The sequence below is a fragment of the Streptomyces sp. NPDC058401 genome, from assembly GCF_042722885.1.
In the GTDB taxonomy this organism is placed as follows: domain Bacteria; phylum Actinomycetota; class Actinomycetes; order Streptomycetales; family Streptomycetaceae; genus Streptomyces.
On the sequence record NZ_JBHXKA010000025.1, the window covers coordinates 43,906 to 56,765 of the forward strand.

A 12,860-nucleotide genomic window follows, 5' to 3' on the forward strand; every position below is an offset into this window, starting at 1 on the left:
TGAGGGGGCTCGCGGCCTTGGCGGCGGAGCGGGTGTGCGTGGTGTGTCGTGTGCCGTGAGGCTGGCCCGGGGGGTGTGGTCACGCCGAGCGCGGGCCGGGCGGAGGGCGGACCCGAATGGTCCGCCGCGCCCGGCTGTTCCTGCGTCGGCTCGGGGTCGGTCCCGCACCGGGGGAGTCGGGTGTCAGGCGGCCGAGTCGAGGGTCGCGGTGATCTTGCGGATCATGGACGCTTCGGCGGGACCGGCCTCGCCCCGGTGGGCGCGGGAGGCGGCGTCCATCACGACGGCGATCGTGTCGCGGAAGTTGTCGACCTCCTGCGGGGCCTTGGCCTTGAGCAGCGCCATCGATGTGGTCAGGGCGCCGAAAACCTGGTCGGCGACATCGGCGGTGGACTTGCCGCCCAGCTCCATGCCCTTCGGGCTCTCCGCCAGAACCCGGCCGACAGCCCCGGTCGCGGCGGACAGGGCCTTGCCGCCGGCCATGCCGGAGCGGGTGGAGGAGATGACGCCGGGGTCGGCGGCGGCCATCAGGCCGACGACGCCGTGGGCGGCGGTCTGGAGGATGAGCTGCTCGTCGGGGGTAAAGGCGATCTCGGGCATGGCGGTGCTCTTCTCTGTTTGATGAGGTGGTGGGGGAGCGGGCAGGACGGAGTCGCCGGTGCCGGCGGCCGGATCCCGCGCCTAGCTCGAATCTCAGGTATCTTGGATGTCGAGCAACTGATGTCCACCATGAACGGAGATAGCTTGAATGTCAAGCGAAGAAGAGGGGATCGGCGCAAGGCTGGGTAAGGCCGTCCAGGACTACCAGTCGGCCGTTGACGACTACGACCGCGAGACAGCTCGCCTCCTGGGTGTCAACGAGACGGATCTGCGGTGTCTGGAGATCCTCATGTCCACGGAGGAGACCGCTCCCAGTGCGCTCAGTGCGCAGCTCGGGCTGACCACGGGCAGCGTCACCACGATGCTCGACCGCTTGGAGAAGGCCGGCTACCTCACCCGCAGCCCGCACCCCACCGACCGGCGCCGCACCCTGGTGCGCGTCACCCCGGAAGCCTCGCAGCGGTCCTACGCCCTGATCGCCCCGTTCATCGAGGACTCCACGCGGCAGGTCATGGAGCGCTACACCGCCGAACAGCTCGAACTCGTCGCGGACTTCCTCACCTTCAGCCAGGGCATCCAGCAGGAACACGTCCAGCGACTGCGCGAGACGCCGGCCCCGGGCCCCGCCCGCAGCGGCGGCCGGCAGACCTCGGGCCCGCGCCGCAACGGAGCCACCGGGAGCCGGTGACCCGGAGCGGCGGCGGCGAAGACTGCGGCGGTCGGCCTCCCCTCGACCATCACCGCATCGTCCCGGCCGGCGGCCACGGCGGCCACGGCGGCCACGGCGTCCGCGGCGGCCGCGGCGGCCCGATTGCGGGCCGGCAGTGCGTCGCGGTCGTTCCCGCGGGCTTCGAGCGCGGCGCTCCCGGCGTCCGCTGTCCCGCGCAGCAGGAGTACCGCCCCCTCCGGCGTTCTCGCGGTCTCCCGCCCGCTCAGTGCCAGGTGGGACAGGGCTTTTGGCGTCGCGTCCTCGTCGGCCACCGCGCGTGCCGGCGCCTCACACCGTCCGTGAGCCAGTCGACCGTTCGGGGCGGGATCCGGGCCGGCTCGGCCGGTGCGGAGTCGGCGCGGGTCGGATCGAAGGGGTGCCACAGCCGCCACCCCCCCCTGGGCCGCCAACGGCTGTACGGCCTCGCGGCGTGCGCGGGTCTTGCCGGTGGACGAGGATCCGGCCAGGCCATCCGGCTGTTCCTGGTGGCCGCGTCGGCGACGGCCCCGGCCAACTCGGCGTCGTGCGGGCGCCGTACGTAAGCCGGCAGGCCGGAGGCCTTGCGCCCGGGCCGCGGTTCGCCCACGGGCGGCGCCGGTTCGACGGTCGGGTGGACTTCCAGGTCGTGGGGGTGCCACTCCTGGATGGGGCGGCCGGCATCGCGGGTCGGCGGGGCCGGTGGGGCCGGTGGGGCCGGTGGGGTCGGGGTGGCGGTCGGGGCGGCGGGGCCGGTGGGGTCGGGGTGGCCGGGGCGGCGGTCGGGACCGGCTCGGCCGGAGAGGTCGCGCGGGCCGCTGGGTGCGACGCCGGCAGGGGGCCCGGTTCCAGGCCGAGCGCAAGCGCGAGCGCGGCCACGGTCTGGGCGGAGGAGGCGGGGGCGGGGGCGGCGGCCGAGGCGCTGAACGCCTGGCTGGCGACCGTACGGCCCAGGGCCGTCCGGCGGGCGAGCGTGCTCTTGGTGAGCCCGGACACGGCCAGCGCCTCGTCGAGGCGGGCACGCAACTCGGCCCCCTCAGCGGGCCCTTGTGCGGTCCGGGGTGCTTCGTCGTTTGTGGCCGTCCATGGCCGTCCATGGCCGTCCATGGCCGTCCATGGCCGTCCACGCCCCCTCGTACGCCGGTGCCAACTCGGTGTTCGTGACTGTTCATTGCCGACCGGGCGCACCATGGCGAACAGGGGAAGCGAGACATTCGGTTCATCACCCACGTGTGCCGCCCGGTCGGCGCGCCGAGCCGAAGGGGACGCCCCATGTCCAGCCGAGCCACCCTGATCCTGTTGGTGTCCGCCCTCGCCGTCGTCGTCTGCGGCCTGGTGGGAGTGGGCGCCGCCTATCTCGCCCGGCGTGACGGCGCGTCGTACCCGCAGGCCCTGAGCCGGGCGGCGGGCGCGTTCGCCGTCGGCATCACCGTCGTCTCCGCGACGGCGACGGCCCTCGTGAACCTGATCGGCCAGGGTCCGTGAGCCCGGATCCTGCTCGGAGTCCGGTTTGACCTTGCCGCGACGTCAGGGTCTGTACTGGGTGGTATCCGGCCCGGGGCGAACCGAGTTCACGGGACGGCCGCCACCCGAGAGGACTCCCAGATGACCGCGACCACAGCTGTCGAGAAGAACATGGCCCTGCTGCGCACCGCGTACCGGCTGGTGGAGGGCGGTGAGCTCGACGCTGCCGGGCAGCTGCTGAACGAGGACTTCATCGCCAACGTCCCCGGATGTCCCGACCCGCTGCACGGCCGGGAGACCTGGCGGTCGGGTACGCAGATGATGAAGGACGCGTTCCCCGACCTGAAGATCGACGTCCTGGACATGTTCGGCGCCGGAGACAAGGTGACGGTGCTGATCCGCTTCCGGGCCACGCACCGGGGCGCGTTCCACCAGTTCGAGGCGACCGGGCGGGAGGTCGGCTACCGCAGTGTCGAGGTCTACCGCTTCGAGGGCGACCGGATCGCCGAGGAATGGGTGGCACCGGACCTGATCAGCCTCTTCCAGCAGATCTCACCCGCCCCCGCCGGTCACTGACGCCCGGCCCGCACCGGGACCCGGCCGGACGCTGACGTCCTGCGGGGTCAGGGCGGTGTGCTCGGCGGTGCACTGAACGGTGACGCGGACCGGAGCGCCGCAGTCGGTGTGGGTCACGTCCAGGACGGGGCGGGGCACCTCGGGGCCGAGGGCGTACGTCTCGCCCCACTGGCCGAGCGCCATCAGGACGGGCCACAGGTCCCAGCCCTTGCGGGTCAGGCGGTACTCGTTGCGGGAGCGCCGTCCCGGTTCCTGGTAGGTGACGGTCTTGAGCACCCCGGCAGAGGTCAGCTTCCGCAGGCGGTCGCTGAGGACGGCCTCCGAGAGGCCGATGTGACGGTGGAAGCCGTCGAAGCGGCGCACCCCGTTGACGGCGTCGCGCAGTATCAGCAGCGTCCACTTCTCCCCGACCACGTCGAGCGCGCGCTGGACGGGGCAGTTCTCCGTGCTGACCTCAAGCCACTCCATCCCGTCATCGTAAGGCCCCCGGCTCGGCTGGCTTCGTCATTGACAGTCAGCCGGGGGCAGGGCTAGCTTCAGCCGCGGAAGCCAGCTGATCGACAGGAAGGCACCCGGCCGTGGGGCGAACGCGTACGTACAGCTGGGAAGACCCCGAGATCCCGGCGCGGGCCGCCCGCGGCATGGCGGGCCTGGACTTCCTGCGCGAGGTGCAGGCGGGGCGGGTCGCGCGGCCGCCGATCGGCCGGACCCTCGACTTCGAACTGGACGAGGTGGAGCACGGCCGGGCGGTCTTCTCGCTGCTGCCGGGCGAAGAGCACTACAACCCGATCGGCAGCGTGCACGGGGGCGTGTTCGCCACGCTGCTCGACTCGGCGGCGGGCTGCGCCGTGCAGTCCACGCTCCCGCAGGGAATGGCGTACACCTCGCTCGACCTGACCGTGAAGTTCCTGCGGCCGATCAGCGTGGACACGGGCCGGGTACGGGCCATCGGCACGGTGCTGAACGCCGGCCGCCGCATCGCCCTCGCCCAGGCCGAACTGGTCGACGCGCAGGACCGCCTGCTCGCCCACGCCACGAGCAGTTGCATGCTGTTCCCGGTGCCCGCGTAGTACTGCGGGCGGGGGCGGGTGACGCTCCCAGTTCGCGCGTATCCCGATCCGGCGCGTACTCCGGTTCCGCACGTACCCCGGATCCGCCCCTGATCAGTCCGTTCGCGTCAGGGCGGCGTGCGCCGAAGTGAGGATTTCCTCGGAGAGCGGCGACCCCTTGGTGGCCCGGGACAGGAGCAGCGCGCCCAGCAGGGTGCAGAGCCGGGCGGTCCCGTCCTGGTCGTCGGTGGCCAGGAAATCGGCGAACCGGGCCGCTCCCTCGGTGTAGGCGCGCCGGGCCTCGGGCCCCCCGTCCTCCCGCGCCATGTCGGTGGCGAGCGCGGCGACCGGGCAGCCGTCCGCCGGTGCGTCGCGGTGCTCGACGGAGAGGTAGGCGTCGATCAGCGCCTGCTGGGCGGCGTCCCGCTGCCCGTCGGAGTCCTCGAGGCCGGCGGTGTGCCGCAGGGCGAGTTCGGCGAAGGCCTGGGCGGTGGCCTCGGCCACGAGTGCCTCCTTCGAGGCGAACTGCTTGTAGAAGGCGCCGTGGGTCAGACCGGCCGCCTTCATCAGGTCGGCGACGCTGACCTGCGTACCCCGTTCCCTGATGAGCCGCGAGGCGGTGTCCACCACCCGTCGGCGATTTTCCTGCGCCTGCGCCTGCGACACGCGGCCCATGGCCACCTCCCGTTTGGATGTCGACTGGCATCTATCCTAGTCCAGTGTTTAGATTGCAGTCATAATCTAATGCGCGGGCCGCCGGACGGCACCCGCCAGGACGAGGAGCAGGCATGGAACTGAAGAACGCGGTCGCGGTCGTCACCGGCGCCAACCGGGGCCTCGGGCGGCACCTGGCCGCCCAGCTCGTGGAACGCGGTGCGAAGGTCTACGCGGCGGCCCGCCGCCCGGAGTCCGTCGACCTCCCCGGCGTCATCCCGCTGCGCCTGGACGTCACGGACCCGGAGTCGGTGCGGGAAGCCGCCCGCATCGCCTCCGATGCGACCCTGCTGATCAACAACGCGGGCATCTCCACCGGTGCGACGCTGATCGGAGGCGATCCGGACGAGGTGCGCCGGGAGATGGAGACCAACTTCTTCGGCCCGCTGACCGCGACCCGGGCCTTCGCCCCCGTCATCGAGGGCAACGGCGGCGGAACCGTCCTCAACGTCCTGTCGGTGCTGTCCTGGGCGCACCCGGCCCACCTCGGTTCCTACGCCGCCACCAAGGCCGCCGCCTGGGCCCTGACCGGGGCGACCCGCGAAGAGCTGGCGCCCCGGGGCATCGCCGTATCGGCCCTGCACGTGGGCTACATGGACACCGACATGGCCGCCGCCGTCCCCGCCGACCGGAAGGTCTCCGCTGCCGACGTCGCCGCCCAGACCCTGGACGGCATCGAGGCGGGCCTGGCGGAGATCGTCGCCGACGAACTCACCCGGCAGGTCAAGCAGGGACTCGCCGCCGCACCGCAGCCGATCGCGGCCTGAGGCCCACCGTCGTAGGCGGCCCCCCGGCCCGACGGGTCGACGTTGGTGTTGTCCGTCGCGAGGTTCAGCCGGCGTGCAGGGCCCTGGCGGCGAGCTCGACGTACTCGTGCAGTCCGTAGGCCAGGGCCAGGCCCGACAGGGCCGCCGCCGACACCGCCGCGGCGAGTGCCACGACGGCCGCCCGGGTCCGGTGACTCCGCGGCCGGACGGGAACCGGCCGCAGCAGCGCTTCGACCCGCTGCGGAACGGGCCCCGTGCCGACCGCCAGCAGGGGCCCGCGGGTCTCGGGCTGCCTCTCGGCGGTCGAGGCGGCGAGGGCCGCGCGCGCGATCGCGGTGGCCGCGAGGCGCCGGTTGCCCACCGCGGTGGCGGCGGACTCGTCCGCCCACCGCTCCAGATGGAAGTCCAGGGCCGGGCGCAGGGACCGTAGGGCAGGGTGCACTGCGGCCGCGATGTCCGCGGTGAGGGACAGCAGGTGGTGGCGGCCCCTCAGATGGGCGCGCTCGTGCCCGAGGAGCACGGCGCGCTCGGCCGGGCCGAGGATGCGGAGCATGCCCGTCGTCACGACGACCCGGCCGGCGCGCCCCCGCCACGCGGGCAGTGCGAAGGCGTGCGGGTCGCCGTCCGGTACGACCAGGAGGTCGCCGTCGGACACGGCGTCACCCGTGGACGCCCACGCCCGCGCGAGCACGGAGCGGTGCGCGTACCAGCGGCGGGCCGCCCGTACCGTCTGGAGCGCCAGTACCGCCCCGGCCGCCGCGGCGGCCGGCACGGTGGCGGGCCACTCGGCAGCCGCCCGCGCCAAGGGGATCTGCTCCAGGGACGCCAGGAACGGTACGTGGAACAGGCCGATCAGCGCCGCCACCGTGCCACCGGTCAGGAGCACGGCCGCCGCGGTCAGGGCCGCACACGCTTCGCGCGGCGGCAGGAGCGAGGCGAGCCTGCGCGTCGCCGCCGCTGCGCCCCAGGGAAGGACCAGGGCCGGCATGACCAGGGCGAGGGCGAGGGTCATGCGCCTTCCTCTGCCTCCAGGAGCAGGCGCCTGAGCGCGTCCTCGTCGTCTCCGGACAGGGAGGACACGAAGCGCTTCAGGACGAGGTCGCGCTGCGGTCCCCGTTCGAGTTCGCGGTGCATGCGGCCGGCCGCCAGCCCGGCGGCGTCGTCCGCAGCCGCGTAGGCGAAGCCCCGGCCCTCGCGGGTCCGCAGGACCGTGCCCTTCTCGTACAGGCGGCCCAGGATCGTCGTCACCGTCGTCCTGGCCAGGTCCCGGCCGAGTGCGGCGTTGATCTGCTGCGGGGTCATCGGCCCGTCGGCCGCCCACAGGATCGCCAGTACGTCCGCGACGAGCTCGCCGTGCGGACGCCTCGGCTCCTGGCCTTCCTGCACCATCCTGCTACCGCCCCGCTCCTGCCCGGACCGCTACGCCCGGCGTCCATAGGTTTGCCTTACCTACTGTAAGGGGGGTGGGCCGTGCCCCGTAGGGGCGGTGCCCGCGCACCGGAGTCCTCATTTCCCGGCGCTTTCCCCCTGGGCGACTTCGATCGCCTCGTGCAGGCTGTCGGCAGCCCCGAGGGGGGCGCCCGCCGAGACGGTCAGGCAGGCCAGCAGGGCCCGGGCCGTGAGGCGGCGGTCACCCACGGCCCGGGCTGCGGATTCGTCGGCACTGCGTTCCAGTGCGTAGCCGAGGGGTTCGCGTACGGCGCGCAGGGCCGGATGGCAGCAGGCAGCCAACTCGACCAGTGCCACGTGGAGATGGTGCCGGTCCCTGAGGTGGGCCCGCTCACGGGCGAACAGGGCCCCCGCTCGTCGGCGGACAGGGCGCGCAGCATTCCGGAGGTCACCACGATGCGGCCGGGACGGCCCGGTAGCGCGTACGCGTCGGGGTGTTCCTCGTCGAGGACGAAGAGTTCGTCCGGGCCGGCCTCGGCCAGGACGCGTGCCGCACGGAGCTGCTTCCGCCGTCGGACCCCGGTGCGCAGCAGCACCGTGCCCCGGGCGGCGAGCAGGGCGAGGGAGGCGGCGGAGGTCATGGCGAGGGCGGCGGCCGAACCCGTCAACAGCCACACGGCCCGGCGTGGTGGAAGGGCGCCGGCCAGGACCCGGCAGGCCGGACCGGCCAGGAGGGGTAGGGGGAGGGGCAGCAACAGCACCAGGTGCGGCAGCAGCGGCGGTAGGTGGGGCTGCGACAGCGGTAGGTGGGGCAGTAACAGCACCAGGTGGGGCCGCGACAGCAGTCGGCTCATGCGGGTCCCTCCGTGCCGTCCTCCAGCAGGGTGCGCAGCAGGGTCTCGTCCTCGGCGGTGAGCTGGGAGACGAAACGGCTCAGCACGCTCACGCGGTCCTCGGTCCGGGCGAGTTCGGCATGCATGCGGCGCGCGGTCAGTCCGGAGGCGTCCTCGGCGGGCTGGTAGGCGAACCCCCGGCCCGACCGCCTCCGCGTCACCATGCCCTTCTCGTACAGGCGGGACAGGATCGTCGTCACCGTGGTCCGGGCGGGGGAGGGGCCCAGAACTCTCTGGACCTGCGCCGGTGTCTGCGGCTCGCCGGCCGCCCAGAGCGCTGCCAGGACGCTCGCGCCGAGCTCGCCGGCGGGCCGCCGACCCGCGTGCGCATCCCCATGGGCATCTCCTCGCCATCCCGTCGTCTACAGTGACGTAGACCGTCTACAGGGTTGTAGTCGATGCTGCTGCTTTCGCCCCGGCCCGCTCACCCCTGGGAGCCGCCCACCATGGTCCTGTCCGCCCACCTGGCAGTGCCTCAGGCCGTGAACCTGCTCGACGCGGGATCACTGCTGTCCGCCTTCGGCGCGCTTGGCATCGCGGTCGTGCTCTTCGCCGAGACCGGCCTCCTGATCGGCTTCTTCCTGCCCGGCGACTCCCTCCTGTTCACCGCCGGGCTCCTCTGCGTGCCGGGCGGCGGCGGAACCGCCCACCTCTCGCTGCCCCAGGTCCTGGCCTGCGCCGTCATCGGCGCGTTGCTCGGAGCCCAGGCGGGCTACCTCCTCGGCCGGCGCGGCGGCCGCGCACTGCTCGCCCGCAGCCGCAGCCGCAAGCTCCACGAGGGAGCCGAGCGGGCCGAGGAACTCCTGGAGCGCTACGGACACGCGAAGGCCATCGTCCTGGCGCGCTTCGTCCCCCTCGTGCGGACCGTCCTCAACCCGCTGGCCGGTGCGCTCGGCGTGCCGGCCCGGGTCTTCGCCCTCTGGCAGATCGTCGGCGGGGTGCTCTGGACCGTCGGCCTCGTGCTCGCCGGGTACGCCCTCGGCTCCTCCGTGCCCGACGTCGACCGCTACCTGCTGCCGATCGTGGCCCTCGTGGTCCTGCTCTCCCTGACGCCGCTGGCCATCGAAGTGATCCGCCGCCGTCGGCAGCGGGGCACCGACGGAGGCGTGCGGTGAGTCCGATCGCGCGGGGCGGGGCGTCCGCCGACGGCGGCCTGTACCTCTGGATCGTGGACCTGGCGCAGCGGGCGCCCTCCTGGGCCGACAGCCTCATCTCCGCCTGGTCCACCTACGGGTTGGCCCTGTTCGGGCTCCTCATGGCCGCCGCCTGGTGGAGAGCGCGGGCGCGAGCAGGGGCGCGGGCCCAAGCCCGGGCCTCCGTGGAGCGGCAGCGGGCCGTACTGGCCCTCATGGCGCCGCTCTTCGTCGTCACCGCCTTCCTCGTCGACACCGGCATCAAGTCCCTCATCCGCGAACAGCGGCCCTGCCAGAGCCTGCACGCCCTCACCCTCGAGGCCTGCCCGCCGCTCGGTGACTGGTCCTTCCCCAGCAACCACGCCGCCATCGCCGCGGCGGCCGCCACCACCCTGTGGTTCACCGACCGCCGCCTCGCCGCGCTCGCGGTGCCCGCCGCGTTCCTGATGGCGGTCTCCCGCGTCTGGGTCGGGGTCCACTACCCCCATGACGTCCTCGTCGGGCTGGCCGCCGGAGCGGTCGTGGCGTGGTTCCTCGTCCTCATGGCCGGCCGCGTCCTGCGGCGTGGCCCGCGGGCCCCCGAGTACGAAGGCTCCGCCGCACCCCTTGCCGGGAAGCAGGGGTGAGCCTCACCGCTGCTCCTCCGTACCGCCGGGCGCGGCCGGGCACTGCCGGACTGCTCGCCGCCGGGCTGTTCGGCGCCTCGTTCGCCCTGCTTGCCACCTTGGTCGCGGCCCGCCACGGTGCTCCGTACGCCCTGGACCGGGACATCCACCAGTGGGCGGTGGACCACCGTCCCCCCGTCCTTACCGCACTGCTCCGCCTCGTCACCGCGACCGGCACCGGACCCCTCCCGTACCTCTGCGCCGCGGGAGCCGGATGGATCGCCGGGCACGACATCCGAAGCCGCCTCCGGACGGCCGCCGGTGCACTGGCCTTCCTCCTCACGGCGCAGGCGGTCCGCTACGCCGTCATGTACTGCCTCGCGCGCTCGCGGCCCCCCACGGCCGATTGGGCCGCCCACGCCTCCGGCTTCGCCTTCCCCTCCGGCCACACCACCACCTCGGCCCTCGTGGCCGGGCTCCTCGCACTGGCGCTGTGCCGGAAGACCGGCTCGGCCGGACACCGCTGGATCCGGGCCCTCCTCGGCTGCTGGGCCGTCGGCGTGGGGCTGAGCCGCATCTGCCTGGGCGTGCACTGGCCCACGGACGTGCTGGGCGGTTGGCTCTACGCCCTCGCCTGGCTGAGCGCGGCCGCGACGTGGCTCCGGTCCGTACCCGGCTCACACCACGGCCGTCCGGCGACGGCATCCGGTCGGCACTCGCCGATACCTCAGGACCGGAGATGACCGAGCGCCCCGTTCGTATCGCTCGGCACCGGCATCGCGGGGGCCATCGGCATCGACGACCGCATCGAGACCGGCGCCCATGGCCGCGCCGGCGAGATCGGCCACATCGTCGTACGCCCCGGCGGGCCCGTGTGCGGCTGCGGCGGGCGCGGCTGTCTGGAGGCGGTGGGCTCCGCGGCGGCGGTCGGCCGTGCCTGGGCCGCAGCCCGGGGAGACCCCGCCGCCGACGCCGCCGACTGCGCCCAGGCCGTGGCGGCGGGCGACGGGGCAGCGGTCCGGGTTTGGCAGGCGGCGGTCGACGCTCTCGCCGACGGCCTGGTCACCGCGCACACGGTCCTCGATCCGCACACGCTGATCATCGGCGGCGGCCTCGCCGAGGCAGGCGGCACCCTGTTCACACCCCTGCGCGCGGCAGTCGCCGAACGCGTCACCTTCCAGAGGGTGCCCGCGATCGTCCCGGCGGCACTCGGGGACGCCGCCGGGTGCCTGGTCACCGCCGGTCAACGAGCAGATCGGGGACGTCCCGGGCGGGCAGATGCCGATGACTTTGGGCGAACGTCGTTCGGGCCGTCCGGCCGGGGTGTGAAGGCGGCTGAAGAGGCCGGGTCGCGAGCGCGTTCGGCATTGAACTGGGCTCCGGTGAGCATGGCCAGGTTCGCGAGCCAGAGCCAGATGACGAAGACCACGATGCCGGCCAGTGAACCGTAGAGCTGCCCGTACGTGTTCAGCTCCGTGTACAGGGTGAAGAGGCCCGTCGCCGCGAGCCAGAGCAGGGCTGCCAGGATGCCGCCGGGCAGCCCCCGGCGGGTGCCCCGGCTCTGGGCCGGGCCGCTTCGGAAGAGCATCAGCACCAGCAGGGTGACGACCGCCAGCAGTACGGGCCAGCGCAGGAGCGCGATGCCTCCGGCGCCGGGCCAGTCCGCGGTGCGCGCCACCCATCGGGCCGTCGGCCCGGACACCACCAGCACCGCGGCGGCGGCGATGAGCAGGAGGAGCAGTACCACGGCGTTGACGAGCAGCATGTGGGCGGCGCGCAGCGGGGGCCGGGTGTCCGGCACCTGGTGCATCGCGTGCAGGGTGCGGCGGAACACCGCGAGGTAACTGCACGCCGACCAGAGGGCGCTCAGTACGCCGCTGATCAACAGGGCCCACATAGAGGAGTGTTCCGTCGCGAGGCCGCCCAGCGCATCGCGCAGCACCTGCGCCGACTGGGGCGGTGCGTACGAGGTGAGCCGGGTGGTCAGCCGGTCCCTCGTCGCATCGCCCAGGAGACCCACGAGGGAGACGGCGATCACGAGCGCGGGCAGGAGGGCCAGTACGGCGTAGTAGGTGAGGGCGGCAGCCTGGTCGGCGAGGTTGCCGGTCCAGACGCGGACCGCCGTACGCCGCAGGTCGGCTCCGGTGCGTGACAGGAGGACGGCGGCGGACGGACGGCTCCGGCCCGATGCGGTGAGGGGCGTGTCGGTCATCCTTGAGGGTGTCAGCGCCTGCGGCCCCGACCGCGCGATGCCCACCCGGTGCCGATGCCGGCGACGTGCAGGGCGAGCGCGGCGAGACCGAGCAGCATGATGTTGGTGGAGCTCAGTACGTCGTTGGTGGCGATGCCGGCCGCGTTGATCAGGAACGCGATGAAGAACAGCACTGCGGCGATGATGCCGAGCATGTCCATGCCCCTTTCGGTTGGTGACGGCCGTGTGCCCCGTACGGGCCGAATCATGAGCGGCCGCCGCAGGATCTCGGGCGAAGGAGACGACCCGGCCGGGCCGACGTGTGAGACCCGGGTCTCGGGGCAGCCGCCTGTCCGAGGCGCCCGCTCCTCCGCCGTCGAGTGACAACGGGGGATCGGGTGCGCGGACCCGGAGAAGAGGAGACACCCGTGAACGTGAACGTGTGGAGCTACCGAGAGACCTCGGGCCGTCTGGAGGCGATAGACCTGAGCGGCTTCAAGGTCGAGGCGGCCGACGGGAGCATCGGCAAGGTGAGCAAGCACTCCGACGAGGTCGGCTCCTCGTACATCGTGGTGGACACCGGGCCCTGGATCTTCGGCCGAGAGGTGCTCCTGCCGGCCGGCACGGTCACCCATGTCGACGTGGAGGGCGAGAAGATCCACGTCGACCGCACCAAGGACCAGATCAAGGCCGCTCCCGAGTTCTTCAGCGAGAAGCACATCGGGGACACGGACTACTACAGCCGCATCGGCGGCTACTACGGCGGCTTCATGGGCTGAGGCGCCGCCCGCCCC

The 12,860-nt window shown here is 73.3% G+C and carries 17 protein-coding genes and 2 pseudogenes; 10 read left to right on the top strand and 9 right to left on the bottom strand.

All coding sequences use genetic code 11. From position 1 onward, the window contains the following. Positions 1 to 183: 183 nt before the first annotated feature. Entirely contained in the window at positions 184 to 600 is a 417-nt protein-coding gene (locus ACFWNV_RS12285; protein ID WP_383944552.1) for a hypothetical protein, read from the bottom strand. Between the two features lie 148 nt (positions 601 to 748). Between ACFWNV_RS12285 and ACFWNV_RS12290 the strand changes: the two genes are divergently transcribed. From ACFWNV_RS12290 to ACFWNV_RS12300, 3 genes are all read left to right on the top strand, one after another. Then, on the top strand, positions 749 to 1,288 hold the full coding sequence (locus ACFWNV_RS12290; protein WP_383944555.1) for a MarR family winged helix-turn-helix transcriptional regulator: 540 nt from the start codon (positions 749 to 751) through the stop codon (positions 1,286 to 1,288). 1,269 nt (positions 1,289 to 2,557) lie between these two features. Further along, the gene (locus ACFWNV_RS12295; RefSeq protein ID WP_383944558.1) at positions 2,558 to 2,770 is read left to right on the top strand and encodes a hypothetical protein; all 213 of its coding nucleotides are present in this window, start codon (positions 2,558 to 2,560) and stop codon (positions 2,768 to 2,770) included. A gap of 120 nt (positions 2,771 to 2,890) precedes the next feature. Further along, positions 2,891 to 3,325: an ester cyclase gene (locus ACFWNV_RS12300; RefSeq protein WP_383944560.1), complete on the top strand. Its 435-nt coding sequence runs from the start codon at positions 2,891 to 2,893 to the stop codon at positions 3,323 to 3,325. Here ACFWNV_RS12300 and ACFWNV_RS12305 read toward each other — a convergent pair. Then, positions 3,302 to 3,793 (bottom strand): winged helix-turn-helix transcriptional regulator, encoded by a 492-nt coding sequence (locus ACFWNV_RS12305; RefSeq protein WP_383944564.1) that lies wholly within the window; start codon positions 3,791 to 3,793, stop codon positions 3,302 to 3,304. The two genes, ACFWNV_RS12300 and ACFWNV_RS12305, sit on opposite strands and share 24 nt — an antisense overlap. Positions 3,794 to 3,903: 110 nt before the next feature. Between ACFWNV_RS12305 and ACFWNV_RS12310 the strand changes: the two genes are divergently transcribed. Beyond that, complete coding sequence (locus ACFWNV_RS12310) at positions 3,904 to 4,395, top strand: PaaI family thioesterase (protein WP_383944568.1); 492 nt, start codon at positions 3,904 to 3,906, stop codon at positions 4,393 to 4,395. 93 nt (positions 4,396 to 4,488) lie between these two features. Here the strand turns inward: ACFWNV_RS12310 and ACFWNV_RS12315 are convergent, their stop codons facing one another. Then, positions 4,489 to 5,049, bottom strand: coding sequence for a TetR/AcrR family transcriptional regulator (locus tag ACFWNV_RS12315; RefSeq protein WP_383944571.1), 561 nt, complete (start codon positions 5,047 to 5,049; stop codon positions 4,489 to 4,491). A gap of 113 nt (positions 5,050 to 5,162) precedes the next feature. Here ACFWNV_RS12315 and ACFWNV_RS12320 point away from each other — a divergent pair, with 113 nt between their 5' ends. Further along, entirely contained in the window at positions 5,163 to 5,855 is a 693-nt protein-coding gene (locus ACFWNV_RS12320) for an SDR family oxidoreductase (protein ID WP_383944574.1), read from the top strand. A gap of 64 nt (positions 5,856 to 5,919) precedes the next feature. On the opposite strand, the gene ACFWNV_RS12325 is transcribed toward ACFWNV_RS12320, so the two are convergent. The 4 genes and pseudogenes from ACFWNV_RS12325 to ACFWNV_RS12340 all read right to left on the bottom strand — a co-directional run. After that, the gene (locus ACFWNV_RS12325) at positions 5,920 to 6,867 is read right to left on the bottom strand and encodes a M56 family metallopeptidase (RefSeq protein ID WP_383944577.1); all 948 of its coding nucleotides are present in this window, start codon (positions 6,865 to 6,867) and stop codon (positions 5,920 to 5,922) included. Beyond that, entirely contained in the window at positions 6,864 to 7,244 is a 381-nt protein-coding gene (locus tag ACFWNV_RS12330; protein ID WP_383944580.1) for a BlaI/MecI/CopY family transcriptional regulator, read from the bottom strand. The genes ACFWNV_RS12325 and ACFWNV_RS12330 overlap by 4 nt, the downstream gene beginning before the upstream one ends. 203 nt (positions 7,245 to 7,447) lie before the next feature. Beyond that, positions 7,448 to 8,098 (bottom strand): hypothetical protein, encoded by a 651-nt coding sequence (locus ACFWNV_RS12335; protein ID WP_383944583.1) that lies wholly within the window; start codon positions 8,096 to 8,098, stop codon positions 7,448 to 7,450. Beyond that, a pseudogene (locus ACFWNV_RS12340) lies at positions 8,095 to 8,469 on the bottom strand (BlaI/MecI/CopY family transcriptional regulator); the annotation flags it as partial. The pseudogene ACFWNV_RS12340 and the gene ACFWNV_RS12335, both read right to left, overlap by 4 nt. A 114-nt stretch (positions 8,470 to 8,583) precedes the next feature. On the opposite strand from ACFWNV_RS12340, the gene ACFWNV_RS12345 reads away from it, so the two are divergent. The 4 genes and pseudogenes from ACFWNV_RS12345 to ACFWNV_RS12360 all read left to right on the top strand — a co-directional run. Then, positions 8,584 to 9,252 (top strand): DedA family protein, encoded by a 669-nt coding sequence (locus tag ACFWNV_RS12345; protein WP_383944652.1) that lies wholly within the window; start codon positions 8,584 to 8,586, stop codon positions 9,250 to 9,252. Then, a complete protein-coding gene (locus ACFWNV_RS12350; RefSeq protein ID WP_383944586.1) occupies positions 9,249 to 9,896 on the top strand; it encodes a phosphatase PAP2 family protein in 648 nt (215 codons plus the stop codon). Before ACFWNV_RS12345 ends, ACFWNV_RS12350 begins: the two co-directional genes overlap by 4 nt. Then, positions 9,893 to 10,618 (top strand): phosphatase PAP2 family protein, encoded by a 726-nt coding sequence (locus tag ACFWNV_RS12355; protein ID WP_383944589.1) that lies wholly within the window; start codon positions 9,893 to 9,895, stop codon positions 10,616 to 10,618. Before ACFWNV_RS12350 ends, ACFWNV_RS12355 begins: the two co-directional genes overlap by 4 nt. A gap of 12 nt (positions 10,619 to 10,630) precedes the next feature. After that, a pseudogene (locus tag ACFWNV_RS12360) lies at positions 10,631 to 11,107 on the top strand (ROK family protein); the annotation flags it as partial. An 11-nt stretch (positions 11,108 to 11,118) separates the two neighbouring features. Here the strand turns inward: ACFWNV_RS12360 and ACFWNV_RS12365 are convergent. After that, on the bottom strand, positions 11,119 to 12,087 hold the full coding sequence (locus tag ACFWNV_RS12365; RefSeq protein ID WP_383944592.1) for a YihY/virulence factor BrkB family protein: 969 nt from the start codon (positions 12,085 to 12,087) through the stop codon (positions 11,119 to 11,121). An 11-nt stretch (positions 12,088 to 12,098) separates the two neighbouring features. Beyond that, a complete protein-coding gene (locus ACFWNV_RS12370) occupies positions 12,099 to 12,281 on the bottom strand; it encodes a hypothetical protein (RefSeq protein WP_383944595.1) in 183 nt (60 codons plus the stop codon). A gap of 213 nt (positions 12,282 to 12,494) precedes the next feature. On the opposite strand from ACFWNV_RS12370, the gene ACFWNV_RS12375 reads away from it, so the two are divergent. Next, positions 12,495 to 12,845 carry a PRC-barrel domain-containing protein gene (locus tag ACFWNV_RS12375; protein ID WP_383944598.1) on the top strand — a complete coding sequence of 117 codons (351 nt, stop codon included), beginning with the start codon at positions 12,495 to 12,497 and terminating at the stop codon, positions 12,843 to 12,845. The last annotated feature ends 15 nt before the right edge of the window (positions 12,846 to 12,860 follow it).